We start from the raw sequence: 26,639 nt of genomic DNA on the forward strand, positions 1-26,639 counted from the left end.
CGCCCGCCGCGGCTGGTGCTAGAGTCAGCCTGGCCAGCAGACTCCTAAGAAGTCTTCCTCACACCTGTCTTAGAAGGCGATGTCCACCATGCCACGGCTCCTCTCGGCCCCTGCCCGTTTCACCCCCGCCCTGCTCTGCGCCGCCACCGCGGGCGCTGTCGCCGCAGCCTCCGCTGGTGTGCCGGCGCTGGCGCAATCGAGTGTGGAAGAGCTGATCCCGGGTTCGTCGGCAAGCACCAGCCCCGGAGACCCTGGAGACAGGGAACGCGTGAGCAACCGGTTGCCGCAGAAGAAATCATCCGGTGTGTACCAGATGGAAAACGGCACGACCATCCAAATCATGGACGACGTGGTGGGGACACACTCCGCCCACGTCGGCTTCCGGGCCGGCGACCTCGGCGCAATGGCACCCATCGGCGAGGGCGAGGAATTCGCCATGATCTTCGGCGACTCGTTCACTCTAGGCTTCGGCAGAGGCCAATGGATGAGCCCCGTCGGCGTCGTGGCGAAGATGGATGAGGACGGATTCATTCAAATCCTGCGCCCGCTGAATGCGGGCGACAAGGTGAAGCAGATGTTCACCTACGTCCACGGCGACTCCATGGTCACGCTGCTGCCCTCCGACGTGATCAACATCAACGGCACCCTGTACCTCCAGGCAATGTGGAACCAGGGTCTGCACAACGTCCTGCGCACCGAGATTTACAAGTCCACCGACAACGGCCGGACTTGGACCTCAGTTGCGGTGACCCCGCACTCCTACATGGGCGGCAAAGGCGACCTGATCACATGGGATAAAGGTCCCGACGGCTACATCTACGTGATGAGCTCCTCCTTCACCCGCACCGACCCGGTGTACCTCTCGCGCTTCAAGCCCCAAGACATCGGCGACCGCAGCAAGTGGGAACTTTTCAACAAGTTCGACGGCACCTGGGGCGACGAGGGCTGGCCGGTGCTGAACAACGTCAAAGCCGGCGAGATGAACCTGCGCTTCATCGACGGGCACTGGGTGATGGTGATGTTCAACCAGGAGACGTTGTCGGTGGAGGTGCGCATCTCCGAGAACATCGACGTGGACTGGGAACAGGTTCCGGTTGCCACCGTGGCCCAGCACGGTTCGTGGGTCTTTCCGCAAACCCCGATGAACTGGTCGCAGCCCTACGGCGGCTACATCGTGCCGGGTTCCACCCTGGACAACATGGACATTGTGATCTCGCAGTGGAACACGGGCAACAACTCCCGCTACACCTCCACCCAGTTCAACGTGAAGGGCCTGGACACCTTCTTCGGCGTGGAGCGCAAGGCCGTGGAGGACAACTCCGTCATCGAGGTGGAGGAAACCCCCGCCGAGGAGACCGACGACATGCGCGCCGAGGACAATCTCGTAGAGAACCAGCCGGAGGTGTTCGTCCCCGCCCCGCCGGCCGGCGAGGGCGAGCAGCAGAAAGGCTCGAGCGAGCAGGGCAAGACCGCCGCGATTGTGCTCGGCTCCCTCGCCGCGATCGGCCTGGCAGGCGCGGCTGCTTACCCGCTGTACGCGCCGATGCTGAAGGGCTTCCTGCCGCCGCAGCTCGCGGCGATGCTGCCGTAGCACCTGGCTGCGCCGGGGCCAATCACCACCCAGTAACATCGGCGCAGTGACGCGCACGCAGACTGAACCCCGCGGCGGGCAACGCTCGCCCTGGCCCGCATTGTGGACGATGATGCTGGGCTTTTTCATGATCCTGGTGGATTCCACCATCGTCTCCGTGGCAATCCCCGCGATCTCCGCCGACCTCGGGGCGAGCTACAACGAGGTCATCTGGGTCAACTCCGCGTACCTGCTCGCCTATGCCGTTCCGCTGCTCATCACGGGCCGCCTGGGCGACCGGTTCGGCCCCCGCACGATCTACCTCGCCGGTTTGGCGCTGTTCACCGCGTCGTCGTTCGCGTGCGGTTTGGCGTCGTCGATAAGCATGCTCATCGTTGCGCGGGCGTTCCAGGGGTTCGGTGGCGCGATGGTCACCCCGCAGTCCATGTCGGTGATGATCCGCACGTTCTCCCCCGAGCAGCGCGGCAGCGCCATGGGTGTGTGGGGTGCCACAGCCGGGTTGGCCACCATCACCGGCCCGCTTTTGGGCGGATTGCTTGTCGACGCAGCCGGCTGGCCCTGGATCTTCTTCGTCAACGTCCCCATTGGCGTGCTCGGGCTTGCGCTCGCGTGGGTGTTCGTGCCGAAGCTCGAGCGCACCAACCGCCACTTCGACTGGGTGGGCGTAGTTTTAAGCGCCTCCGCGATGTTTTGCCTGGTGTTCGGTATCCAAGAAGCTGAGCGCTTCGGGTGGGACTGGCGCGTGTGGGCGTTGCTGGCCGCGGGGTTGGTCATGGGCGTGATATTTTTCCGCACTCAGGGCAGGCTTGGCGACGAGGCGCTGGTCCCGCTGCGCCTCTTCGCCGACCGCAACTTCACGCTCGCCGGCGCAACCATCGCTACAGTCGGTTTCGCGGTGTCCACCTACATCATCCCGTGGATGATCTACGTACAGACAGTGCAGGAGTACTCCCCCACCCGCGCCGCACTACTCGTCTTGCCGTCGGGGCTTGTCTCGGCTGTACTCAGCCCGTGGATCGGCAAGCTGACCAACACGCACGACCCGAAGCCGTTCGCCATCGCGGGCCTTGCCACCATCGCCGCGACTATCGGCGCGAGCGCGTTGATCACCGACCCTGCGACGGATCCGCGCTGGATGTACCTCATCGCCGTGTTCTACGGCGTGGGCAATTCGCTGGTGTGGGGCCCGCTTTCCATGGTTGCCACCCGCAACCTCGACGGCCGCCTCGCCGGCGCGGGTTCAAGCGTGTACAACACGATGCGCCAGATCGGCGCGGTGATCGGCTCAGCGGCCATTGCGGCGATGATGTCGCGGCAGATTGCACGGCAGCTTGGCGACGGCTCCGCTACCCAACCCGGCATCCAAGGCCCCCTGCCAGAACCCCTTCACGCGCCGTTTGCGCAAGCGATGGCCACCACAATGTGGCTGCCCGCGGCCGTCATCCTCGTCGGCGCGGGGCTCGCCTGCTGTTTCGCTAAGACGCAGGCGTGGAACTTAGAGCAGAACTCTGAGCAATCGCGCTAGTTAAAGGAACCACTCGCGTCGCCACGAGCCCTCGTCGTCAAGCTTGAATGCGATGCGCTCCGCCTCCCAGCGATCAGTGAAGTGGAAGAACTCGAACGTTTTGGGCATTACGCACCACAGGTTGAAGCGCTCGCCTTCCACCACCCGCTTCGCGTGGCCGCGGACACGCACTGCGCGGCCGATGGGCTGCCACCAGAAATTCAGCGCCCCGACCAAGGTGCTTTCCAACTGGCGCACCTTCGCGCTTTCGGCACCGGTACCGAAGTGGAACCCGTCCGAATCCAAATACATCAGGTCCATGATTCGCGCGTCCGGCATCCCGTCCTCGTCCACGGTGGCGACAGTGGCCGCGCGAACATTACCCACCCCACGCTGGGCTGCCTCGTCGAACCAGCTGGCAAACAGCCGATTCGGGTCCGCCGGGACGTTGTTCACGTCTAACGACCCCATCGATTCATGCACGTAGGGCAGGTGGTCCATGTACTCCCGCGACACATACATCATGGGACCACATCATACTGGCCTAGCTGGCGCTGTCATGCGGTTTGAGCTGCGACGTTATTCACTTTTCTGGCAGTGAGAAGGGCGGTTGCTTACACGGCTGCGTCGATTAGCCGTCGATAAGCATCCGCCCTTTTTCTAAATCTCGCGGTGCTGCCACTCGCCCGCTTCGTCGCGGAAGTACGCGACGCGCTCGGAGTTGAGCCTGTCGGCGGCGAGTTGGAAAAACTCGAACTGATCAGGCTCGATGCACCACAGGTTGAAGCGGTCGCCGTCCACCTTGCGGCGGGTATTGCCGCGCACACGCACCGCGCGACGCACCGGCTGCCACCAAAAATTCAGCGCTGCGCCGGTGTTCTTCTCCATCTGGCGCACCTTAGCGGTATCGGCTGCGGTGCCGAAGTGGAACCCGTTCGAATCCAAAAACGCCAAGTCGACCGTTCGGGCGTCGGGCCTGCCCTCCGTGTCCACCGTGGCCACTGTCACCGCGCGCGCATCGAGCACCCCGTTGTCCACCGCGTTCGTGAACCACTTGGCGAACAGGCGGTTCGGGTCGTCGGGCAGGTCCGAGGTGTCGAAGTGGCCACTCGACTCCTGGAGGTTGGGCAAGGAGTCGATGTAATCCGGCGACAAGTACATCATGGCAGCCATCGTAACAGCCGAAAGGCGATATTCCGGGCGGCTAATGTGCAACGTAGTTCACATGCGCTGTGGAAAGTAGCGCACCCGGGGTAGACAGGGACGCATGGTTCGACAGGAGTGGCGCAAACCCCGCGCGGAGAAAACGCGCATCGCGGGCACGTACCCCATCGACACCGGCGAGGCGCGCATCGTCGCCGATCCTGAGCGCGACGGCGGTTACACCCTCGAGGTAAACCGGGTCCCCTCGTCGTATGTGGTGCCCGGCGCGCCCGAGGTGCTCGAATTCGAGTACATGCGCGATATCGCCGAGATTGTCGCGGCGTGGGCGCCTCGGCCGCCGTGGACCGCGGTGCATCTCGGCGCGGCGGGGTGTGCGTTGCCGAGTTACTTCGCGCACCGCTTCGGCAACCGCAACGTCGCGGTGGAACTCGACCGCGGCCTCGCCACGTTGGTGCGGCGTGCCTTCGACCCGCCCGTGGAACTGAAAATAGCCGACGCCCGCACCTTCACCCACGCGCTTCCCGCGAGTTCAGTCGATGTAATCATCCGCGATGTCTTCGCCGGCCCCGACACTCCGCGCGCCCTGACCACAGTTGAGTTTTACCGTCGCGTGCGCCGCGCGCTGCGTCCCGGCGGGTTGTTTGTGGCCAACATCGGCGACCGCGAGGGGCTTTCCGAAACCCGCGCGGAGCTGGCCGGTCTGGCCGAGGTATTCACCTTCACCGGTGCCAAAGTCGCCGCGAACGCGTACGGCAACGTGGTAGTCGCCGCCTCCGATGCCCCGCTCCCACACGGTCTCAAGCAGGGGCAATTGCTTATCGACGGTGCTCCCGCCCGCCACGACCCCACCCTAAAATTCAAACTCCGTCCCCAGCGAGGGCTGATAGAACGCGGCCTGCTGCGCGGTGACGTGGGTGAAATGTGTTGAGGTGACCTCCCCCAGTGCGGCGATGTAGCCGGGTACTTCCGCCTTCGGGATGCGCAGCCCCATAGTGAGGTGCGGGATCCACCGCTCCCCTCGCCCCTCCGGGTTCAGTGCGCTGAGTTTCCGCGCGGCGGTTTCAAGTTCTTCCGGCGCCTCGAGCAGCCACGCGACAGTTTGCTTCGACTTCGTTCCGAACACCACCACCCCAGCTCGGCGCAGCTGGGAGGGCAGAAGCGGTGGGAGCAGAACGGTCGCCTCCCCCACCACCTTCCGATGCATCTGCGGGGCGAACGTCACCGAGATGTGGGGGCGCTGACGCTGTTCCGGGAACCCGCGCTGCGCGAGCTCCGCGTAGATCGCCCGGACAGCCTCTTCCTCATCGGGTGGCAGGCGCAGCAGGATGTTCTCGGGTGACACGGACGGACGGATGGTTTCTATGTGTTGCGCGGGGCCACGTCGGCTGCCGGGGCTGCCATCCGCGCAGCGTCCGGCGCCCAGATATCGCGGATCTTGTGCACCGACAAAAGCAGGCCGGTCAGGATGAGCGCAGTAATCACAGGCACCGAGAGGAAGCCCCAGAAGTAGCCGCCGGTGAGATCCGGCACCAGGCCCCACACCGGAGCACCGGCGGACAGGCCCACTGGGTAGGCCATGCCCAAAATCGCCCAGATTTGCGCGTACTCGCGCTGGCCGAAGGCGCGTTCCACCACTAGCGGCGGTGCCACGCTTCCCGCGGCGTTACCGAGGGCGATCATGAGAATTGCAATGACGAACAGCGACGGGGTCTTCGCGAACGCCCAGATCACCGCACCGACGGCGAAAAGACCAAGCGTGATGATCATGGCGGCGTTCAGGCCGAGTTTGTCCACCAACCACCCCACCAGCGGCTTGTACGGGATGAGCAGCACGGTGGCCAGCACCACGATCACGGAAGCGAGCTGCGGACTGAACTTGATGCCCCACGGCTCTCCCGCGAGGTAGTTCACCGCGTGCAGGTTCATCGCGTGCAGGATGCCAAGGATGAACAGGCTGGCCATGAGCACGTAGAACCATAGGTTCACCACCGCTACATCGCGACGCATACCCGGGTCGAGGCGGCTCGATTCCGTCTTTTCCGTTGCATCGGCCTGCCCCGCGCCGAACGCCTCCATACCGTGGTCTTCCGGCGCGTTGCGGATGAGGAAGAGCGACGGCAGGATCGTCGACACCGCCATAAGGATAGCCAGGATGAAGATGGTGGAGCGCCAGCCGATGCCGACAATCAGCGGCGGAACGATCAGGCCCAGGATCACTCCGCCAAAACCTGAGCCGGCGAGGACGAGGCCCATCATGGAGCCACGCTTCTCTACGAACCAGCGGTTGATCACCACAATCGGCACGAATTGCACACTCATGCCCACGCCGATGCCCATCACCAAGCCGGCGAGATAGAAAGCCCACAAGGAGGATGCCGCGCCGAAGAGCACCAGGCCAGCCGTGGCGACGATGCCGCCCAGAATCATTAGCCCCTGCGCCTTGAGCTTGTTAATCAGCGCACCGGCGAGCGGCATCGCCAGAGCTGAGGCCAAGCCGTAGATGGTGTAGTAGACGAGGAAAGCAGAGCTGGACCAACTCGGATACTCCGCGAGCACCGCGGGAGTAAAAAAGACGAGACCGGTCAGGGTGATACCAAAACCGATCTCGGAGAGTGCAGCGCCCGCAACCACACGTTTGTGGGTGCGCGGGACCTTTCGTGTTTCGGCCGTAGTTGGCTCCACCACACCCGTGGTTGAAGTCATCGCCGGACCTCCTTCAAGTGTGATGTGTGTGAAATCTCCTACCTAAAGATAGCAAGATCCTTCTGACCGCGGGCGACGGTTTCTGTCATGTGGCAGAAAGGCGTGGTCAGAGACGCTTAGCGCACCCCTGGTGTGCGAAATTTTGCTAGAGATCCTCCTGCGCGATCTGTTTCTGCGCGGCTTCCTTCGCGGCCCCCGGGCTCATCTCGCCCTCTTCCACTTCCTGCTCGAGCTTCTCCAGCGCGCGTGGGACCCACATCTTGCGCGACTGCTTAATCACGGCAAGGAACCCGATGAGGAAAACCGCGGTGACAACCGGCACGGCGATGAAACCCCAGAAATAGGTGCCGGTGAGGTCCGGAATCAGGCCCCATAGCGAAGCACCGGCGGAAAGACCGATGGGGTACGCCATACCGAGGATGCCCCACAGCTTGGAAAACGAGCGCTGCCCGAACGCGCGCTCACCGATCAGCGGCGGCGTGACGGTGCCGTTCGCAAGGCCGAACGCGATGAGCACCATGGACGCGAAGAACAGCCACGGGGAGCGCGCGAACGCAAAGACCACGATGCCCACAGAGGCGATCACCAGTGTGAGCACGAGCGTCTTCTCCAGGCCCAGCTTGTCCACCAGCCAGCCAAGCAGCGGCTTGTACGGGATGAGCAGCACGGTGGCCAGCACCACCACCGCGGAAGCAACTTGGCCGCTGACCGGCACGCCCCACGGCTCGTTAGCCAGGTAGTTCACCACGTGCTGGGTGAGGCCGTAAGTCACGCCGAAAAGCACGAGGGAGACAAGCAGCACGTAGAACCATGGCGTCTTCAGCGCTTCCTCCTGGGTCAGGCCAGGCTCGAAGCTGTCCTTCGCCGTGGTCATCAGCTTGTCCTCCGGCGGCGCGCCAAAGGGTTTGAGGCCCTCGTCCTCTGGGTTGTTCCGGATCATGAACAACCCCGGGAGGATGGTCGCAATCGCCATGATGACCGCGAGCGCCAGCATCGCTCCGCGCCAACCGATCGAATCCATCAGCGGCGGCACGATAAGGCCCAAGATCACGCCACCCACGCCGGAACCCGCCAGCACCGCTCCCAGCACGGTGCCGCGCTTTTCCACGAACCAGCGGTTGACCACCACGATTGGTACGTACTGCACACTCAAGCCCACACCGAGGCCGATGACAAGGCCGGAGAGGTAGAACGACCACAGCGCAGAAGAGAATGCGAACATGGTCAGACCCGCTGTGGCGAGCGCGCCGCCGATGACCATCAGGCCCTGCGCCTTGAGTTTTTCAATCAGCTGCGCAGCCAGCGGCATCGACAGCGCGGAAGCGATGCCGTAGATGGTGTAGTACAGCAGGAAGCTAGAGCTGGAGAATCCCGGAAACTCGGACAGGACAGCCGGGGTGAAAAAGCTCAGGCCGGTGAGGGTGACGGCAAAGCCGATCTCCGAAATGGCGGCACCTGCGGCGACTCGCATGTGTTGCCGGGGAATCTTGCGCTCTTTCGGCTCCGCGGGGCCGGTGGTGGTGGCGGTGGACATCGCCTTAGGCTCCTTTCGATGTGGCTTCCAATGTGGCTTCCAATGTGCCGTAGTGGTGGCGTTGTGGAGGTTGTACGGCTCAAGGTAGCACTGCGGCCGACGCGGCGGATTCGCGCGCTACACTCGGAGCAACACGAAACGAAAAGACGCAGAAGGAAAGGGGCTCAATCATGCAAAACGATCCCGCAAAGCCCGGTTACACCACCGACGGCAGCACGAATAAGCCGGTGGACCGCGACGAGGACCAGTTCGCCCAGGACACCGGTTCCGCGCTCGGCTACGGCGAGGAGGCAGACAATTCGGTTGAGGAATCGCAGCTGACCTACGACATCTCCAAGGACGACGAGGGCGAGCACCCCACCATCCAGGAGTAGCTAGACCTCCCAGCGCACGTCGCTGGGGTCTTTGTCTTCGCGCCAGCCTCGCCACGAGGCCTGGCGCACTTTTTTGCCCGCAGTCGCCCCGGCTATCCGCACTTCAGCGACGTGTTTCGGGGTGACCCACCACGCGTCCTTCGCGTCTTCGGATGGCACTTCCACTGGCGGGGTTTTGCGCTGAATGCGCCGCAGCTTCTTCTCTATCGCTGCCAGCTGCGCGTTGTTAAACCCGGTGCCCACACGCCCCGCGTAGCGCAGCTCACCATCGGCGTCCGGCACGGCGAGCAGCAGCGACGCGATGCCGCGCTTGCCCTCGCGCACGCCGATAACCACCACTTCCTGGTGCAGGTCGCGCTTTACTTTCAGCCAGGCACGGCTGCGGGCACCAGGCTCGTATGCAGAGGGCAATTGCTTTGCGACGACTCCCTCCAACCCCATCTCCTCCGCCGCCTGCCACGCTGCCGTGAAGTTGCCGCGGTAGGCGGGAGGGATGGCCACATGCTCGGTGGCCCCCAGCCCTTCCAGCGCCTCGCGCCGGGTGGAGTACGCCTCGCCGGTGAGATCGCGCTCCCCCAGCTTGAGCAGGTCGAAGAGCATGTAGCGTAGCTCCACGCGATCGTCTGCGTTCCCCTCGCGGTCCGCCGCGTGCAGCAGCGAGAAGTCCGGGACGCCGTCCGGGGAAAGGGCGATGAGCTCGCCGTCGGCGACGCTGCCGTCGATAAGCAATTGCTTCAACTCGTCCGCGTGCGGGAAAAGATGCGTGTAGTCCTTGCCGCTGCGGCTGGTGAGGCGGACGCTGCTGCCGACGCGGGCGAGGATGCGGTAGCCGTCCCACTTCATCTCGAAGGCGAATTCGGCGCCGTCCTGCTCCTCGAGCGCTATGTCGGCCCTGGTGGCGGCGGTGGGCAGCATCGGTGCCAGAACCGCCGTGGCCTCCGGCTGCCGCTTCATGAGCTTGAGCATCCAGTGGTCTTTCTCGGCGTCGGTGCGCACCAGCGCGTAGCGGCGAGGGAAACCACCCAGTCCGCCGTCGGATTTGCCGTGGAGCACCGCAATGACCTCATCGTCGCGCCACTTTTCAATCTCGCAGGTACCGATGTCCCAGATGCGCACCGTGCCGGCGCCGTACTGGCCCTTCGGGATCTCGCCCTCGAACTGCGCGTACTCGATCGGGTGATCCTCCACATGCACCGCGAGGCGGTTCGCGTTCGTGTCCAGCGGCGGGCCCTTCGGCACGGCCCAGGAGACGAGCACGCCGTCGCGCTCGAGACGGAAATCCCAGTGCAACGAGCTCGCGTGGTGCTCGCCGATGACGAAGATGGGCGCCCCCTGGCGCGGTGTGGGCGCGGCCTCAGGTACCGGCTCGCCGGTCTTGGTCGCGTCGCGCATCGAACGGTAGGTGTCCAGCCGATCCCCGCCCGGTGCGGCCAACTCGGCGATCGGGTCGAGGCCGCTCTCCACGCGCTCGATGACCTCCTCGAACTCCAGTTGGGCGAGTTTCGGATCCTCGATCTCCTCCCACGTGCGCGGCGCGGCGACCGTGGGCCGCTCCCTACCGCGCAGCGAGTACGGCGTGATGGTGGTCTTCTTGCCGTTGTTCTGACTCCAATCGATGAACACCTTGCCGCGGCGCTGCGCCTTCGCCATGGTCGCCGTCACCGTGTCCGGGAACTCCTCCTGCAACGCTTGCGCAAGCGCCTTCGCCACCATCGAGACTTCGGCCGCGTCCGCGGAGCCGTCCAGCCCCGCGTACAGATGGATACCCTTCGACCCCGAGGTCACCGGCACGCACGACAGCCCCATCCCTTCGATGATCTCGCGGCACGCCAACGCCACCTCGGCGGTCTGGGCCAGCGTGACGCCCGGCCCGGGGTCGAGGTCTAGCACGAGCCGGTCTGGGTTGCCCGGCGAGCCGTCGGCAGCGAAGCGCCACTGCGGCGTGTGCAGCTCCAACGCCGCCACCTGGGCGAGCCACGCGAGGGTGGCGGGATCGTCGATAAGCGGATATGCGTTCGTGCTCGTCTTGTGCTCGATGGTGGCCGTGGGAATCCACTCCGGCGCCGAATCCTCCAAGTCCTTGCGGAAGAAGCTTTGCTTCTCCACGCCCTCGGGCCAGCGCTTCCGCGTCACCGGCCGCATGCGGGCCTGCGGGATCAGCGCGTCCGCGACGGCGAGGAAGTAGCGCACCACATCAGCTTTCGTGGTCCCAGTCGCCGGGTAGAGCACCTTATCCAAGTTGGACACGGTGAGTTCGCGGTCGCCCACGCGGACCTTCTGCTCGCCTTTCGCCATGGCAACAACTGTAGGGATAACGTTTAGTGCATGACTTGGATAACGTTCGCGGGCGCAGTGGCGCTCATCTGGTTCGGCATGGTGTTCGCTATCTCGTTTCTAGAGGCACCGCTGAAGTTCCGCGCGCCGGGGATCACCGTAGAGCTGGGGCTTGGGATCGGCCAAATTGTCTTCCGAGCTCTGAACACCGCCGAGTGTGTCCTCGCCGTGCTGGTCCTGGTTGGCGCCATCGCCGGTGAAGGATGGACTGCCGGCGCAACGCTGCTGATGCTCGCGGTGCTCACCCTCGCACTGCAGCTCGTGGTTGTACGCCCCGCGCTGCGCGCCCAATCCCGGAAGGTGCTCGCTAACGGTTCCGGCGGGAAGCGCTCGAAGCAGCATCTTTGGTACGTGGGGTTCGAAGGAATCAAAGCCATTCTGCTCGTTGTCGGAGGATTCACGGCTCTAGCCGGATAAGGGCGGGTTGAGGCGGGCTGCGGCTGGGCCTCGAACTGCAAGAACTGCCTATACTCGCGCCCATGCGCGCGATCTGGACCGGCTCAATCACTTTCGGCCTAGTCAATGTCCCCGTCAAGGCCTACGGGGCGACCGAGGACCACGACCTTTCCTTCCACCAGGTGCACGATAAGGACGGCGGACGCATCCGCTACGAGCGCCGCTGCGAGGTGTGCGGGGAAAAAGTGGAGTACAAGCACATTGATAAGGCCTTCGAGGAGGACGGCGACACCGTCGTGCTCACCGACGAAGACTTCGACTCGCTCCCCGAGGCCGACAACGACGAAATCGAGGTCGTGCAGTTCGTGCCCGCCGAGCAGATCGACCCGATCATGCTTGAGAAGACCTACTACCTCGCACCCGAAGGAAAGACGCCGAAGTCCTACCTGCTGCTGCGGCAGACGCTTGAGGATTCTGAGCTCACCGCCGTGGTGCGCTTCGCGCTGCGACAGAAAACCAGGTTGGGTGTGCTGCGCGTGGTGGGCAAAGTGATCGTGCTGCAAGGCATGATGTGGGCCGACGAGATCCGCGAGCTCGACTTCGACGGCGAATTCAAAGGCACCAAGTCCCGCGCCAAGATCGCAGACAAGGAGCTCGAGCTGTCCGCCCAGCTCGTGCAGTCCTACGCCTCCGACTTCACGCCCGAGGAGTTCGAGGACGACTACCAAATCGAGCTGCGCAAGTTAATCGACGCCAAGTTCGAGCAAGGCGACACCCTCGACACCGAAGCCACCTTCGGCGAAAAGCCTGACGACGAGGGCGAAGACGACGACAACGTGGTGGACCTGATGGAGGCGCTCAAGGCTTCGCTGGATAAGAGGAAGTCGGGCAAGAGCGCCTAGAAATCGTCCCCTCAGAGCATCTTGACATCAGCTTAGCCTTACCTTACTGTTCCACTTGTTCTTGTAAATTAGCTTAGGCTAACTTGACCGTAAAGGGGAAAGTCTTGAGGCTTCCACACAGAATTGGCGTGGCCGCGGTGACGCTTGCCACCGCTTTCGGGCTCGTCGCGTGCGCGGAAGAGTCCAGCACCACGTCGCAGTCGGCATCCACGGAGGTCACTGACGCGTCGTCAAGCGCAGTGGGCTCTCAAGCTCGTACGGCAGAAGGTGCGATTACCGTGACCGACGCCGCCGGCCGTTCGCTGGAGTTCGACGAGCTGCCGGATCGCATCGTCCTCGCCGAGGGACGCGCCGCCTACGCCACGGCCCTACTGCAGGACAATCCCCTCGACAACATCGTGGCCTACGGCCAAGACTTGGAGAAGAACGCGGGCGCATTCCGCGACAAACTCTTCGAGCTGCAGCCGGAGGCGAAGGACATGCCGATTATCGGAATGATCCAAAAAGGCGATGTCACGGTGGAGAATCTCCTCGCCCAGGACCCGGACGTAGTGATCATGACACTGGACCAAAAGAAGGCAGTGGAGGAATCTGGTTTCATCTCCGATATGGATGCTGCAGGCATCACCTACGCGTTCATCGACTTCCGCCAGAAGCCGTTGGAGAACACCACTGTGTCCATGCAGTTGCTCGGCGACCTGCTGGGGGAAAGCGAACGCGCGGAGGATTACAACGAGTTCTACACCTCCAAGGTGAAGGACATCACTGACCGCGTTGCGGACATCGATGAGCGTCCGGGCGTGCTGGTGTGGACCGCCGCCGGCTACAACGAATGCTGCGCTGTGGCGGGCGACGTTCACCTTGGAACCCTGGTCACGGCGGCCGGCGGCCACAACCTCGGCCCCGAAGTCCTCGGTCCGGAGACGAAGCAGATCACCCCGGAAAAGCTCATCGAGCTTAATCCTGAGAAGCTGATTGTCACTGGCGGCGAGTGGGCCCGCGACCCGAACAAGACGGACATGTTCCGCCACGTTGAATTGGGCTACCAGTCCTCCCCCGAGCTGGCGGAAGAGACGTGCGACGGCCCGTTGCAATTCCCCGGCCTCGACCTGCTGGACGCCCCGAAGAACGGCAATTACTTCGCGGTGTACCACCAGTTCTACGACAACCCGTTCAACGTCTTCGCCCTTGCGGCGTTTGCGAAGTGGATCCACCCGCAGGAGTTCGCAGACATCAACCCGACACAGGATTTCGTGGACTTCCACAAGGAGTGGATGCCGTTCGACTACAGCGGCGTATTCTTCTATGACCCAGCGAAACCGGAGGACAGCTAACGCATGAGCACCCAAGTATCCGTGGCGGTCGAACCCACCGTGGATGCTCGCCAGGCCGCGATCGAAAGCTACCGGAAACGCGGGCGTAATAAGACGCTCGCCATTATCGGGCTCGCGATTGCGGCTTTCGCGAGTTTCCTGTTCAGCGTTATCGTCGGCCCACTCAATATTGCTGCTTCCGATGTGTTCAACGCCGTGTTCCGCCCGGAACTGGTGGACGAACAGACCCGCGTGGTCATCCAAACTCTGCGCCTGCCCTCCGCTGTGATGGCGGTGCTGTGCGGGGCCGCGCTAGGGCTTGCCGGCGGGCAGATGCAAACGATTTTGGATAACCCCCTGGCCGAGCCCTTTACGCTGGGCATTTCCGCCGCCGCGGCGTTCGGTGCCGCACTATCGATCGTGATGGGTTGGACCCTAATTCCTAACCCGCAGTTCAACCTGGCCCTCACCGCAGCTATTGCGGCGCTTCTTGCCGTGGCCATCGTCGCAGGAGCTTCCGTGTGGCGCGGAGCGACCGCAGAATCCATGATCCTGCTCGGAATCGCGCTATCGTTCTTCTTCCAGGCACTGCTCTCTCTTCTGCAATACGGTGCCAATATCGAGGCGCTACAGCAGATCGTGTTCTGGACCATGGGCTCAATGCAGCGTGCGAACTGGACCGCCAACATCATCCTTGCGGTGGTGCTTGTAGCCGCGGTGCCGTTTTGCGTCGCCAACGCGTGGCGCCTCACCGCGCTTCGGCTTGGCGACGACCGCGCAGCCGCACTCGGGATTGACGTTAAACGCCTCCGCCTTACGACTCTGCTGGTGGCATCCTTCCTTGCCGCCGCGTCTGTGGCCTTCACCGGCATCATCGGCTTCATCGGATTGGTCGGCCCCCACGTTGCCCGCATGCTCGTGGGCGAGGACCAGAAGTTCTTCCTTCCCGGGGCGGCTGCAGCCGGTGCGATGCTGTTGAGCTTGGCGTACGCGGTTTCAATCTCGATCATCCCGGGGCTGGCAATTCCGATCGGCATCATCACCGCGCTCGTCGGCGTGCCATTCTTTGTGTTTCTTATCTTCACTAAGTCTCGCCGGAGGGGTGCATGATGACACTCAGCGCGCAAAATCTCACCGTAAACTACGGAAGCACCACCATCCTTCACTCTTTGTCTTTCGGCCCGCTCGGCCGCGGGAAAGTAGTCGGGTTGATCGGCCCTAACGCGGCCGGCAAATCGACACTAGTGAAAACGATCGCGGGTATTAAGAAGCCTTCCGGCGGCACGGTGTCAGTCACTGCGGGTGGGCGTGAACTCCTTGGTAAGCAGCGTGTGGAGGCTCTCGGTTACGTGCCGCAAGATCTACTCAGCAGTGCCACACTCACGGCATTTGAGTCGGTTATGGTCTCCGCCCGCCGCCGCGGCGATGCGTCATGGGACCCGATCGAGCACACCGCCGCGATCTTGCACCGGCTGGGCATCACGCATCTCGCGGACCGACTCGTGTCCGACATGTCCGGTGGCCAGCGCCAGCTCGTCGCCGTCGCGCAGATGCTGGTGCGTGAGCCGAGCATCATGCTTCTCGACGAACCCACGTCCGCTCTCGACCTCCGCCACCAAATCGAGCTCCTCCAGATCATCCGCGAGGAAGTCGCCGGGACGGACCGTCTCGCGCTGGTGGCCATCCACGACCTCAACCTCGCCGCCCGATTCTGCGACGAGTTGGTGGTGATGAAAAATGGCCGCGTCCTCGCCCAGGACGAGCCGGTTGCCGTGCTCACCCCGGACCTGTTGGAGGAGGTCTACGAGGTGCGCGCGCGTGTGCTTGACGATGCCGGCGTTCCCGTCGTATGCCCTGTGTGATAACCCACAGCGTGTGTTGGCGCTGTGGGCTAGGCACTACATCCCGGTGATCTTTTTTAACCGGTCGATCTGCTCCGAGGCTTGAGCCTTGGTCAGGTTCGCCGGGATTTGCTCGCCGGCCTGCTTCGCCATCGCGTCGATGTAGGACTTTTGCGATTCAGTGGCGGGCTGGTCTCCCGTCGCCCACTCGGACGGGTCCTTTTCCAGGTTGCCGTCCTGCCCATCGCCGGTCGCGCCGAGCATTTCCTGGCCCTGCTGATTGGGCTGGTTCTGGTTGGGCTGGTTCGTGTAGTCGGCCTCAGCCTGCTGCTGGCCTTTCTCGGTGGCGGGCTGGCCGGCGGCCTGCTGCTGGCCGTCGACTGCGGGCTGATCCACCGGGCCGTCGATCTCCGGATCGTACGGCGGCTCCTGCGGGGGTTCGAACGCCTGCGGGTCGTTCGCCGGATCGTAGTTCTGGTTCATGGGGTGGCCTCTTTTCGTTTCGTGGGAAATGACGCCATGTTACCCGCGCGCGCGAAGCCGTAGCTGGCTCGAGCAGAAGGGGGTAGGGATAAGGTGGCTTCCATGGATCGTCGATTAGCAATGGCTCTTGTGCTGACATCGACAACCTCACCGGGCTGTGCCGAGAACACCACAGGTGTAACAACGACCACAGGGATGGCTCCTTTAACAAGGGTTACATGGATTTCGATCCCGCAACAGGCAGATCAGGGCTGCGGAAACGGCCCGGCGATCCGATGCAGTTCAACGAATCGGTGCCCGCTACAAGATCCGCCGTGAACAGGATTTACGCCGCGAAAGCCAGATGCGAATGTTCCAGAACGGGAGGGCGCGACCCCGCCTTCTACCCGCCCGGCCATTCCCCTGTGGCAGATGCTTTTACGCCGATGAGAGTGTGACCCTCGGGCTATCTTCTCGGCGCCAGCCTGTTTGGGCGTAACTTGGTCTGCATGCGTATTTTCACCGTGGGCCATTCCAACCTGGAATACGAAGATTTTGTGCGCATGATTAGTGCAGCCGGGGTGAAATCAATCGTGGATGTGCGGAAACTGCCCGGGTCCAAGAAATACCCGTGGTTCAACGACGATTACCTCGCCGCGCATCTCCCCGAGCACGGCATCGTCTACAGCAGAAGCGAGGGCTTGACCGGGCGCCGCAACGTGTCGCGCACCGTCCCCTTCGAGGTGAACGGCAACTGGCGCAACCGCAGCTTCCACAACTACGCCGACCACGCCCTGAGCCAGGAGTTCGGCGACGCGCTCGCCGCGCTACGCGAGCACGCGGCCGACACCCCCGCCGCAATCATGTGCTCCGAAGCGGTGTGGTGGCGGTGCCACCGCCGGATCATCTCCGACCACCTGCTGGCACACGGAGACGATGTCAGGCACATCATGGGGATGGGCGCCGACGGCGCGAAGGTAAGCGGGGCGACGCTCAACGAGGGCGCCGTCATCGGCGACGACCTTATCGTTCGCTACCCCGCAGAATGATGTCCCCCAAGCGGCCCTCACACCAGCGGCCAGGGGTACGGAAACTCCGATTGCGGCTCCGGCAACCAGGGCAGGCGCACGATCCGCGAGGCACGAGACTGCAGCGCAGCTGCCTCTGCCTCGGTGAGCAGTGAAGCCACTTCCTTGGGCACCGATTCCACCAACGGCTCCACCGCCGAGACCAGCTCCGCAGGGATCGTCTCGTGGGCGAAATCCCAGATCACCGTGCGCAGCTTCGGATCCTGGTGGAAGCACAGACCCTGGTCGATGCCCCAGACCCGGTCCCCCTCCCCGAGCAGCACGTGACCTGACTTGCGGTCCGTGTTGTTTACCAGCAAGTCGAAGACGGCCAAGCGCAGGAGCTGAGGGTGCAGGTCCGCGCGGGTCTCGTAGAGCGGGAAGTAGTGCGACCCGTCGTTGTCAACGTACAACTGGAGCGAGCCGACCCCGAGCGGTTCCAACGCCCGCACCACAGTCGGCGGCACGAGCGACCAGCCCAGGTTTTCGCTGAGCAGGTACGCGGCGCGCTCGCGCCTCCACAGTCCCGGCGGGAAATCGTGCAAGTACTGCTCCCCCGCCTCCGGCTTAAAGATGCCCCAGCAACTCTCCCCGCCCGAGGTCAGCTCCACCAGAAACGTGTAGTTCGACGATCCCTGCACCTGACCCAAAATCTCCGCGCCGCCATCCCGCAGGAGCCGATCCACACTCACAGTTCCACCCGCGACACCGAACACGGCTCGGCCGTAGCCTTTTGAAACTCGTCGAGCGGCTTGCCGGCGAAGTAGGTCAGCGCCGCCTTGATTGGGTCGGCGTGGGAGAAGCAGGCCACGACCTCGCCCGGGTGGCGCGCCGCGATCACGCGCAGGCCTTTGACTATCCGCTCCTGCATTTGCGTGAAAGACTCCCCGCCAGGGAACCGGAACCCGGAAGGGTGCTCCTGCACCACCTTCCACTCCGGCAACTTCGCTAGGTCGGCCAGGGACTTGCCGGTCCATGAGCCGAAATCGGCTTCGATGAGAGCGTCGTCAAGCAAAAGCCCCAACGAGAACTTCGCGCACAGGGGCGCGGCGGTTTCGCGGGTGCGCTCAAGCGGCGAGGAGTAGATTGCGTCGACGCGGTCGATGCCTTCGGCGACGCGCGCGGCTTGCTCGCGGCCGCGCTCGGAGAGGTGCAGGCCCGGCGCGCGACCGGGGAGGACCTTGCCGGTGGTGGGTGTTTCGCCGTGGCGGATGAGGAGCAAGGTGGCCATGGGGCGATGGTAGGGCAGGAGCGGCGACGGGCGTGGTCTTTACGGTCAAAACTCGGGCACCTTGAGTTCGTAGTGTGGGTACTCATTTCCACAACCCCCGCGTACCCTGGCCCGCATGACTGAAGCGCAACCTCAACCCACCACCCTCGGCGAGCTGAAGGCCGCCGGATACGAATACAAGACCGTGCGGGAGGAGCTGCGCGACAACCTCATCGCGAAACTCCAGCGCGGCGAGAACCCGTGGCCCGGCCTCCACGGCCTCGAGCACACGGTGATCCCGCAGGTCGAGCGCGCCATCATCGCCGGCCACGACATCGTGCTCCTCGGCGAGCGCGGCCAGGGCAAGACCCGCCTCCTTCGCACGTTGCCTTTGCTTCTCGACGACTTCGTGCCCGCCGTCGAGGGATCCGAGCTGCGCGAACATCCCCTGAACCCGATCCTGGACGCGACGAAGGATCGGATTGCACGCGAGGGCGACGCGACCCCGATCACGTGGATCCCGCGCGAGGCCCGCTACTCCGAGAAGCTGGCCACCCCGGACACCTCCGTGGCCGACCTGATCGGCGACGTCGACCCGATGCGCGTCGCCGAAGGCCGCCGCCTCGGCGACCCGGAGACCATCCACTACGGCCTGATCCCCCGCTCCAACCGCGGCATCGTGGCCATCAACGAGCTGCCGGACCTGGCCGAGCGCATCCAGGTGGCCATGCTCAACGTGATGGAGGAGGCTGACATCCAGATCCGCGGCTACATGCTGCGCCTCCCGCTCGACGTCCTCGTGGTGGCGAGCGCGAACCCGGAGGATTACACGAACCGCGGGCGCATCATCACCCCGCTGAAGGACCGCTTCGGCGCCGAGGTGCGCACCCACTACCCCGTCGCGCTCGAGGACGAAATCCACGTCATCGAGCAGGAATCCACCCTCGCAGCCGAAGTTCCGGCCCCGATCATGGAGGCCCTCGCCCGCTTCACCCGCGCGCTTCGCGAGTCCGACGCCGTGAACCAGCGCGCCGGCGTCTCCGCCCGCTTCGCCATCGCGGGCGCCGAAACCGTGGCCGCCTCCGCCGCGCGCCGCGCCGCCATCCGCGGCGAGGCCAAACCCACCGCCCGCCTGGTGGACCTCGAGGCCGCCGTCGACGTGCTCGGCGGCAAGGTGGAGTTCGAGCACGGCGAGGAGGACCGCGCCTGGGACATCCTCGAGTACCTGCTGCGCAACGCCGTCGCCCAGACCGTGCGCAACCGCATCAAGGGGCTCGACTTCGCCCCGCTCATCGAAGCCCTCGACGGCAACACCTTCATCTCCACCGGTGAAAGTGTGACGGCCCGCGAGTTCGTCGACGGCCTACCAGCGCTCGAGAACAGCACGCTTTACGACGACATCGCCGCCGCCTTCGGCGTCTCCGACACCGAAGGCGGCCACAATGAAGGCGAGCGCGCCAGCGCCATCGAGCTGGGTGTGGAGGCGCTCTACCTCACCCAGAAGATTTCCAAGGACTCCGGCGAGGGCGAGACCATCTATGGTTAAGCCCCGCTTCCAGCACTACCGCAAGTACACCCCGGGCCCGGACCCGCTCGCGCCGCCGCCCGACCTGACGAAGGCGGTGCGCGCGATCGCCGACGAGGTGATGGCCGGCTACTCCGCCGAGCAAGCCCTGCGCGAGTACCTGCGCCGGGAAGGCTACGACGAGCTGATGGCGCGGATCTCGGAGCGTCGCCAAGCAATGCTGCAAAAGTCGAACCTCGGCGGCACCCTGCAAGAGGTGCAGAAGCTTCTCGACGACGCCGTCCTCGCCGAGCGCGGCCAACTTGCCCGCGACGTGGACATGGACGACCTCGACCGCTCGATGCGTGAGATGACGCTGGACAACCTGCCCGCCTCACCCGCGGCCGCGGTGACCGAGTTGGGCGAATACGACTGGGCCTCGCGTGAAGCCCGGGAGAAGTACCAGCAGATCAAGGACCTCATCGGCCGCGAGCTGCTGGACCAGCGCTTCCACGGCATGAAGCAGGCACTTGAGGGCGCGACCGACGAGGACCGCGCCGCCATCGCCGAGATGCTACGCGACCTGAACGTGCTGCTGGGCAAGCACCGCGCCGGCATGGCCACCGAGGAAGACTTCCAGCGCTTCATGGCCAAGCACGGCGAGCAGTTCCCGGAGAACCCCCAAACCATCGAGGAGCTGGTGGAGCTCCTCGCCCAGCGCTCCGCGGCCGCCCAGCGCCTGTTGAACTCGATGACGCCGGAGCAGCGCGCCGAGCTCATGCAGCTGGCCGCCCAGGCCTTCGGCTCCGAGGAGCTGATGAACTTGGTCGGCGAGCTCGACGCCAACCTGCGTGGCATCCGTCCCGACTTGGACTGGCACGGCTCCGAATCCTTTGAGGGTGACGACGCGATGAGTCTCAGCGACGCCACCCGCGCCATGCGCGACCTCGGCCGCCTCGACGAGCTGGCAAGCACCCTCGACTCGGCGCGCCCCAGCGACATCGACCTCGACGAGGTCGCTGACCTCTTGGGCAAGGACGCCGCCACCAGCGCGAAAACGCTGCGCGACCTCGAAAAAGCACTGCGCGACTCCATGCTCAAAGGCGGCGAGCAGGGCACCCTACAGCTCTCGCCTCGCGCCATGCGGCTTTTGGGCAAAGCATTGCTTGACGACGTCTCGACCCACCTCACCAACCCCGGCCAACGCGACTCCCGGCTTACCGGCCAACTCGGCGAACCCACCGGCGCGACCCGTCCCTGGGAGTTCGGCGACACCGCGCCCTGGGACACCACGAGAACCGTGATGAACGCGATTCAGCGCGGCGGGGTGGGGGAAGCGTCGATAAGCATTGAGCTCGGCGACGTCGAAGTCGTCGAGACGGAGGCGCGCACCCGGAACGCTGTGGCGCTGCTGGTGGATACCAGTTTTTCCATGGCGATGGAGGGGCGCTGGACCCCGATGAAGCAGACCGCGCTCGCGCTGCACCACCTGATCTCGACGCAGTTCCGCGGCGACGAGCTCACGCTGATCGGGTTCGGGCGCTACGCGCAGACCCTAAGCATCGAGGAGCTCACCGCCCTGCCGCCGGTGCCGGAGCAAGGCACCAATCTGCATCACGCGCTGCTGCTGGCTGATCAGTTTTTCTCTCGCCACGCCAACATGGAGCGCACCTTGCTGGTGGTCACCGACGGCGAGCCGACGTCGTTCCTCACCGATTGGGGCGACGTGCACTTCAACTGGCCGACTGACCGCATCACCCTAGCGAAGACGGTGCAGGCGCTCGACCAGGTGACCAAGCGCGGGGCGCGCACCACCTTCTTCCGGCTCGCCGAGCACCCCGGGCTGATCGCGCTGCTCAACGCACTCGCGGACCGCTCCGGGGCCCACGTGGTCGCACCGGACCTGGGGGACCTGGGCGGCGCCGTCGTGGGCGAGTACTTGAGCGGGTGGTTTTAGCTCCCCGCAGCCACGTCTTCCTGCGGTACAGCGCCCGAAGACGAGGAATGTCGCCTATCTTTGACACTTATGAAACTTCTTCGGGCCGCCGCCGCGCTCACCTGCGCCCTCGCCGTTGCCTCCTCTCTAGCCTCCTGTTCCTCCGTGCTGCCAGGCCGCTCCGAGCTCGCCGAGCCCAGCACCCAGGCCGACCCCTCCGCGAACCCCGAGAAAGCTCCCTCGGCGGGTCGCGGCTCGAAGGTGGATTGGGCCACCGAGTACGCCGCCGTGCTCGACAACGTCGACAGCTACGACTTCAACCTGCCGAACCCCGCTGGCATCAAAGTGGAATTCACCCCGTACAACCAGTACAACTACGCACTGGTTGAAGCCAACGGCGGCGGCGCCCCCGAGCTGCTAGTCAGCTCCGCCGGCCACGACCCGGCCGATGGCAGGTACTGGCGCGTGCTTGTGTTCACTGTGGACAACGGCAAGCTGGAGCAGTCCGACGTCGCGCTTACGACAGGTGCCGCGGGTGCCGGCGGCTACCGGGCCGTCCTTGCCGCCTCCCAGCTCGGTCGCGGCCTGTACCAAACCGAGGGCTGGAGCGGCGAGGACTCAGGCGAGACCGTGTGGTGCGAGCTCGACGGGGCCACTCCTGTTGTGGCCACCAAACCCGCCGCCGTCGCACTCTCCCGGCCTCAGCCACTGCAGATGGACATCGAATGGCCGCACATCGACGACCGCACCGCGCTCGAGGCCGGCGAGCTCACCGTTTCCCTGCAGGAACCCGAGGGCTACGAGGTGGACGCCCCCGACGTCGTGGTCTCCGGCAAAGTGGTGGAGAAAACCGGCGCCGAGATCAGCCCCGACGGCACCCCGAACGGCGAGGCCCCAGAGAGCAAGTACTACCTGCTGGAGCTTTCCTCCCCGCAGGAGTTCACCGATTACCGCGGCGGCGGCACCCCGTCGACCCAGACCACCGAGTACGTGGACCTGGGCAAAGACGAGCTCGATGGGGCCCACTCACGGAAGAGCCTCGAGTGGGAGCACCTCGTGGGCGAGCGCGTCGAGCTCACCGTGAACCCCGCCTTCGTGCATTTCCAGATGGATGCTTCGATGCCCACAGGCGCCCTGCGGGTCGGGACCTTCCGGGACGCGAAGGTCCTCTAATCCCCGCACCCCGCTAGCGCTTCCGGGCCCCATCGAAGCGACGCTTCGCCTCCGCGATGTCCTCCGCGATGTCCTCCGCGTTGTGCGAGACCGGCACGTCCGCACGGTCTGGGAAGACGGCCGTGCGCCACGTAGAGTTCGTCCAGCATCGCCACCGGACCGTCGTAGTACGGGCTGGGGCGCAGCGTGACCAGCGCAAACCCAATCTCGCCCGCGAGCACCACGAGCACATCCCCGCGCGGGAGCAACGCCGCGAACCGCGCCTCGAGGTTGTCGGGCACCGGCGCGTCGAACTCGGCGTTGAAATCGCAAAGCAGCTTTGCGACGAGCTCCGCGTCCCCCGCCCCCGCCCCCCGAACCCGCGCCGCCATCTACAACACCAGCTAAAACACCAGCTACAACACCAGCTAAAACACCAGCTAAAACACCAGCTAAAACACTGCCCAGCCAACCAGCGCCGCCGCCGGCACCACCGCCCACGCTGGCACCTTCAGCGAGTGCAGCGCGACGAACGCGGCCGCCGCCACCACCATCGTCTCCACCCCGTGGATACCTGCGGTAAACACCGGGTTGTACAGCGCCGCGGCGAGGATGCCCACCACCGCCGCGTTCGCACCCGCCAACGCTTGCCCGGCGCGCGGGTGGGAACGCAGCCGGTCCCAGAACGGCATGATGCCAACCACCAGCAGCGCCGCCGGCAGGAAGATCGCCACCGTCGCAATCGTCGCACCCCACGCCCAGTGGACCCCTTCCGCCGCGGCACCGAGGTAGGACGCGAACGTAAACAGCGGGCCCGGCACCGCCTGGGCCGCACCGTACCCGGCGAGGAACGTGTCGTGGTCCACCAGTCCGGTGGGCACCGTGGCCTGCTCCAGCAGCGGCAGCACCACGTGTCCGCCGCCGAACACCAGCGCGCCGGAGCGGTAGAAGCTGTCAAAGAGCTGCGCCCCCGTCCCGCGGGCCACCAGCGGCAACAGCACCAGCAGTGCGAAGAATACCCCGAGGGCCGCCGCTCCGATCCCGCGGTTTTGGGTGGTGGCGGGGGCTGCGGCCGGAGGCTCGTCGTCAAGCTTAAGCAACAACAAGCCCGCCAGCATACCCGCGACGATGACTCCCACCTGTGTCAACGGGTGCGGCACGAGCAGCACCGCGGCGAACGCGGCGAGCGCAACTACGGCGCGGACCTTGCCGGTGACGATGCTTTTCGCCATACCCATCACCGCCTGGGCAACGACAGCCACCGCCGCCGCCTTCAATCCCGCGAGCCAGCCCGCCCCCGAAATGTCGCCGAGCTGCCCCACCCCGAGCGCGAACGCGACCATGAGCACCACGCTCGGCAGCGTGAAGCCGAGCCACGCGGCGAACATGCCCGCGTACCCCGCCCGCTTCAGACCAATCGCCATGCCCACCTGGCTCGACGCCGGACCTGGCATGAACTGGCACAACGCGACGAGATCGGCGTATTCCTTATCGGACATCCACCTGCGCTTCTCCACGAACTCGTCGCGGAAAAAGCCCAAATGCGCCGTCGGCCCGCCGAAAGAGGTAAGGCCGAGGCGGGTAAATATTCGCAGTACTTCCCACATCGGCCTCAAACCCTAGCCCGGTTTCTGGACCGCGGCTCGGCTAGCTCTTCAACGCCGTGGAACCGCTCGGCCCATCCAGCGGGGTGCCCGCCGCGTGGTTCGCGATGATGTAGCCGTTCACCAGACCCTGCGCGATCGTCGCACCAGCACCCGGGTAGACGTTGCCGAAGTAGTTGGCAGCGTTGTTGCCCTGGGCGTACAGGCCCTTGATCGGGGTGTCGTCCTCGCGCACGACGGCACCGTTGGCGTCCGTCATCAAACCGCCACAGGTACCCAGGTCGGAGATGACCATCTTCACCGCGTAGAGCTGGCCCTTGAGCGGGCGCAGGTTCGGATTGGGCTTGTTGGTCGGGTCGCCGTAGTACTTGTCGTACGCCGAGTCACCGCGGTTGTAGGTGGAGTCGATGCCCGCCTGCGCGTCCTGGTTGAACTCGGCGAACTGCTCGGTGAACGCGTCCTCCGGCACACCGATCTTGCGCGCGAGCTCCGCCGGCGACTTCGCCTTGAACGCGACGCCAGCCTCGTACCACTCCTTCGGCAGCGGCATGCCTGGGAAGATCTCGGAGCCGAAGATGTAAGACATCTTGTACTGCTGGTCAAAGATGATCCACATCTCGTTCGCACGGCCCTCCTCGCGCATCTCGAGGACCTCGTTGCCGAACGTCATGTAGTCCTCCGCCTCGTTGATGAAACGGCGGCCAGTCTGGTCGATCATGAACGAACCCGGAAGCGAGCGCTCCGCCAGCGTGATCTTCGGCTTCTCAACCTTGTGCAGCGGGGCCATCGCCGGGAACCACCACGCCTGGTCCATGAATCCAACCTTCGCGCCGACCTGTTCAACCGGGATGGAGATGGTGTCGCCGTCGTTATCCGCGTTACCCATCGAGTTGTCGTCGGTAAGGCTCTCGCTCTGGTACTTCATGCGCCACTCGACGTTGTGGTCGAAGCCGCCGCCTGCGAGCACGACGCCGCGGGAGGTGTTGATGGTGTACTTCTCGCCGTCCTGCTCAACGATCGCTCCGGTGACGTTGCCCTCGTCGTCGGTGATCAGGCTCGTCATCGGGCAGCGGGTCCACACCGGGATGTGCTTTTTCAGCGCAGCGTGGAACAAACCGCCAGCGGTCGCCTGGCCGGTTGCGACGTACTCCTTGCCGAAGAGCATGCCGCCCACGCCCTGGATGGTGCGTGTCGCCGAAATCGGGAACGACTTCAGCGGCGTCTTCGTGATGAGATTGACCCACTTGTAGTCGTAGCCGGTCATCGGCATCGGGAAGGGTGCCGCCACCGCGGTCGGGTGGAAGCGGCCGCGATCGTCGCCAAGCTTCTTCAAGTTGAACGGGCGCGCCTCGCAGGTGCGGCCGATCGACGCGCCACCCGGGTGCTCCGGGTGGTAGTCGGAGTAGCCCTTCGACCAGAACAGGTTGAGGTCGGTGAGCTTGTCCAGTGCGCGGATTGCCTCCGGGCCGTGTTTGATCTGCGCCTCCCAACGCTCGCGGGGTGCGTCTTCCGGCACGAGGCTTTCCACGTACTCCAAGCCGCGCTCGACGGTGTCGTTGAAACCGGAGCGGCGCAGAACGTGGTTGCCGGGCACCCAAAACGCGCCGCCGGACATGGACAGGGACCCGCCCACGTACTCGCTTGCCTCGACCACCAGCGTCTTCAGGCCAAGCGAGTTGGCGTACAGGGCGGTGGCCAAGCCGGAGCCTGAGCCCACCACGAGCAAGTCGACGTTCGTGTCGTGCGCCTTCGGTCCAGACGGTACTGACATGTAGATCACTCCCTAAAATTGAATGTGAGCTGTCGCATACCCAGAGTAGGCGCAATCCCGCACCTGCGCCGTAGCTTTCGCCCCCAAATCCCCCCCCTCCCATAACGGGACGCGTTACGCGTTTGATTTGAACTCCACGGCGTGTCGGCGCAAAGAAACCTTTCCGCTAAAGACGCCGTCAGCTTCATCACCCCGACCACCCTGCTGATGGTGCAGACGGTCGAGGCCTCCTCGTCTGGCCGATGCTGCTCGCCCGCACCGCGGAGACCGTCACCGG

The 26,639-nt window shown here is 64.7% G+C and carries 24 protein-coding genes and 1 pseudogene; 13 read left to right on the plus strand and 12 right to left on the minus strand.

What is annotated here, in order from left to right; all coding sequences use genetic code 11:
* The first annotated feature begins 88 nt into the window (after positions 1 to 88).
* Positions 89 to 1,591 (plus strand): DUF4185 domain-containing protein, encoded by a 1,503-nt coding sequence (locus HWX32_RS06725; protein WP_254868318.1) that lies wholly within the window; start codon positions 89 to 91, stop codon positions 1,589 to 1,591.
* Positions 1,592 to 1,637: 46 nt separating this feature from the next.
* Positions 1,638 to 3,116: a DHA2 family efflux MFS transporter permease subunit gene (locus HWX32_RS06730; protein WP_254868319.1), complete on the plus strand. Its 1,479-nt coding sequence runs from the start codon at positions 1,638 to 1,640 to the stop codon at positions 3,114 to 3,116.
* Here the strand turns inward: HWX32_RS06730 and HWX32_RS06735 are convergent, their stop codons facing one another.
* Entirely contained in the window at positions 3,117 to 3,620 is a 504-nt protein-coding gene (locus HWX32_RS06735) for a pyridoxamine 5'-phosphate oxidase family protein (protein ID WP_075467879.1), read from the minus strand.
* 135 nt (positions 3,621 to 3,755) lie between these two features.
* The gene (locus HWX32_RS06740) at positions 3,756 to 4,259 is read right to left on the minus strand and encodes a pyridoxamine 5'-phosphate oxidase family protein (protein WP_175935270.1); all 504 of its coding nucleotides are present in this window, start codon (positions 4,257 to 4,259) and stop codon (positions 3,756 to 3,758) included.
* Between the two features lie 103 nt (positions 4,260 to 4,362).
* Here HWX32_RS06740 and HWX32_RS06745 point away from each other — a divergent pair, with 103 nt between their 5' ends.
* Complete coding sequence (locus HWX32_RS06745; RefSeq protein WP_175935271.1) at positions 4,363 to 5,187, plus strand: spermidine synthase; 825 nt, start codon at positions 4,363 to 4,365, stop codon at positions 5,185 to 5,187.
* On the opposite strand, the gene HWX32_RS06750 is transcribed toward HWX32_RS06745, so the two are convergent.
* The 3 genes from HWX32_RS06750 to HWX32_RS06760 form a co-directional block, all read right to left on the minus strand.
* Positions 5,110 to 5,601, minus strand: coding sequence for a 2'-5' RNA ligase (locus HWX32_RS06750; protein ID WP_242648264.1), 492 nt, complete (start codon positions 5,599 to 5,601; stop codon positions 5,110 to 5,112). The genes HWX32_RS06745 and HWX32_RS06750 overlap by 78 nt on opposite strands.
* 17 nt (positions 5,602 to 5,618) lie before the next feature.
* Positions 5,619 to 6,962, minus strand: a complete 1,344-nt coding sequence (locus HWX32_RS06755; RefSeq protein WP_175935272.1) for a nitrate/nitrite transporter — start codon at positions 6,960 to 6,962, stop codon at positions 5,619 to 5,621.
* Positions 6,963 to 7,107: 145 nt separating this feature from the next.
* Positions 7,108 to 8,496: a nitrate/nitrite transporter gene (locus HWX32_RS06760; RefSeq protein ID WP_175935273.1), complete on the minus strand. Its 1,389-nt coding sequence runs from the start codon at positions 8,494 to 8,496 to the stop codon at positions 7,108 to 7,110.
* Positions 8,497 to 8,666: 170 nt separating this feature from the next.
* Here HWX32_RS06760 and HWX32_RS06765 point away from each other — a divergent pair, with 170 nt between their 5' ends.
* Positions 8,667 to 8,870 carry a hypothetical protein gene (locus HWX32_RS06765; RefSeq protein WP_075467894.1) on the plus strand — a complete coding sequence of 68 codons (204 nt, stop codon included), beginning with the start codon at positions 8,667 to 8,669 and terminating at the stop codon, positions 8,868 to 8,870.
* Here HWX32_RS06765 and HWX32_RS06770 read toward each other — a convergent pair whose 3' ends face one another.
* Positions 8,871 to 11,165, minus strand: coding sequence for an ATP-dependent DNA ligase (locus tag HWX32_RS06770; protein WP_175935274.1), 2,295 nt, complete (start codon positions 11,163 to 11,165; stop codon positions 8,871 to 8,873).
* 30 nt (positions 11,166 to 11,195) lie between these two features.
* On the opposite strand from HWX32_RS06770, the gene HWX32_RS06775 reads away from it, so the two are divergent.
* The 5 genes from HWX32_RS06775 (at position 11,196) to HWX32_RS06795 (ending at position 15,677) form a co-directional block, all read left to right on the plus strand.
* Positions 11,196 to 11,621, plus strand: coding sequence for a hypothetical protein (locus HWX32_RS06775; RefSeq protein ID WP_075467900.1), 426 nt, complete (start codon positions 11,196 to 11,198; stop codon positions 11,619 to 11,621).
* Between the two features lie 62 nt (positions 11,622 to 11,683).
* On the plus strand, positions 11,684 to 12,502 hold the full coding sequence (locus tag HWX32_RS06780; RefSeq protein ID WP_175935275.1) for a Ku protein: 819 nt from the start codon (positions 11,684 to 11,686) through the stop codon (positions 12,500 to 12,502).
* A 104-nt stretch (positions 12,503 to 12,606) separates the two neighbouring features.
* The gene (locus tag HWX32_RS06785; RefSeq protein ID WP_175935276.1) at positions 12,607 to 13,836 is read left to right on the plus strand and encodes an ABC transporter substrate-binding protein; all 1,230 of its coding nucleotides are present in this window, start codon (positions 12,607 to 12,609) and stop codon (positions 13,834 to 13,836) included.
* A gap of 3 nt (positions 13,837 to 13,839) precedes the next feature.
* A complete protein-coding gene (locus HWX32_RS06790; protein WP_175935277.1) occupies positions 13,840 to 14,925 on the plus strand; it encodes an iron ABC transporter permease in 1,086 nt (361 codons plus the stop codon).
* On the plus strand, positions 14,925 to 15,677 hold the full coding sequence (locus HWX32_RS06795) for an ABC transporter ATP-binding protein (RefSeq protein WP_175935494.1): 753 nt from the start codon (positions 14,925 to 14,927) through the stop codon (positions 15,675 to 15,677). The genes HWX32_RS06790 and HWX32_RS06795 overlap by 1 nt, the downstream gene beginning before the upstream one ends.
* A gap of 36 nt (positions 15,678 to 15,713) precedes the next feature.
* Here HWX32_RS06795 and HWX32_RS11215 read toward each other — a convergent pair whose 3' ends face one another.
* Positions 15,714 to 16,139, minus strand: coding sequence for a DUF3072 domain-containing protein (locus tag HWX32_RS11215; RefSeq protein ID WP_254868321.1), 426 nt, complete (start codon positions 16,137 to 16,139; stop codon positions 15,714 to 15,716).
* A gap of 488 nt (positions 16,140 to 16,627) precedes the next feature.
* Here HWX32_RS11215 and HWX32_RS06805 point away from each other — a divergent pair, with 488 nt between their 5' ends.
* Positions 16,628 to 17,167, plus strand: coding sequence for a DUF488 family protein (locus HWX32_RS06805; RefSeq protein ID WP_175935278.1), 540 nt, complete (start codon positions 16,628 to 16,630; stop codon positions 17,165 to 17,167).
* 17 nt (positions 17,168 to 17,184) lie between these two features.
* Here HWX32_RS06805 and HWX32_RS06810 read toward each other — a convergent pair whose 3' ends face one another.
* Positions 17,185 to 17,877 carry an SCO1664 family protein gene (locus tag HWX32_RS06810; RefSeq protein ID WP_075467918.1) on the minus strand — a complete coding sequence of 231 codons (693 nt, stop codon included), beginning with the start codon at positions 17,875 to 17,877 and terminating at the stop codon, positions 17,185 to 17,187.
* Positions 17,874 to 18,416, minus strand: coding sequence for a histidine phosphatase family protein (locus HWX32_RS11220; protein ID WP_254868323.1), 543 nt, complete (start codon positions 18,414 to 18,416; stop codon positions 17,874 to 17,876). Before HWX32_RS11220 ends, HWX32_RS06810 begins: the two co-directional genes overlap by 4 nt.
* A 115-nt stretch (positions 18,417 to 18,531) precedes the next feature.
* Here HWX32_RS11220 and HWX32_RS06815 point away from each other — a divergent pair, with 115 nt between their 5' ends.
* The 3 genes from HWX32_RS06815 (at position 18,532) to HWX32_RS06825 (ending at position 23,008) form a co-directional block, all read left to right on the plus strand.
* Positions 18,532 to 19,941 carry a magnesium chelatase gene (locus HWX32_RS06815; RefSeq protein ID WP_175935279.1) on the plus strand — a complete coding sequence of 470 codons (1,410 nt, stop codon included), beginning with the start codon at positions 18,532 to 18,534 and terminating at the stop codon, positions 19,939 to 19,941.
* Complete coding sequence (locus tag HWX32_RS06820; RefSeq protein ID WP_175935280.1) at positions 19,934 to 21,856, plus strand: VWA domain-containing protein; 1,923 nt, start codon at positions 19,934 to 19,936, stop codon at positions 21,854 to 21,856. The genes HWX32_RS06815 and HWX32_RS06820 overlap by 8 nt, the downstream gene beginning before the upstream one ends.
* 69 nt (positions 21,857 to 21,925) lie before the next feature.
* Positions 21,926 to 23,008 carry a hypothetical protein gene (locus HWX32_RS06825; RefSeq protein ID WP_175935281.1) on the plus strand — a complete coding sequence of 361 codons (1,083 nt, stop codon included), beginning with the start codon at positions 21,926 to 21,928 and terminating at the stop codon, positions 23,006 to 23,008.
* A gap of 125 nt (positions 23,009 to 23,133) precedes the next feature.
* Here the strand turns inward: HWX32_RS06825 and HWX32_RS06830 are convergent.
* From HWX32_RS06830 to HWX32_RS06840, 3 genes and pseudogenes are all read right to left on the minus strand, one after another.
* Positions 23,134 to 23,379: pseudogene (locus HWX32_RS06830) on the minus strand (GNAT family N-acetyltransferase); the annotation flags it as partial.
* A gap of 60 nt (positions 23,380 to 23,439) precedes the next feature.
* A complete protein-coding gene (gene chrA / locus HWX32_RS06835; RefSeq protein ID WP_175935282.1) occupies positions 23,440 to 24,594 on the minus strand; it encodes a chromate efflux transporter in 1,155 nt (384 codons plus the stop codon).
* Positions 24,595 to 24,634: 40 nt separating this feature from the next.
* The gene (locus HWX32_RS06840; protein WP_175935283.1) at positions 24,635 to 26,362 is read right to left on the minus strand and encodes an FAD-binding protein; all 1,728 of its coding nucleotides are present in this window, start codon (positions 26,360 to 26,362) and stop codon (positions 24,635 to 24,637) included.
* Positions 26,363 to 26,639 lie beyond the last annotated feature (277 nt).

The organism is Corynebacterium sp. Marseille-P4321 (assembly GCF_903645305.1).
GTDB lineage: Bacteria > Actinomycetota > Actinomycetes > Mycobacteriales > Mycobacteriaceae > Corynebacterium.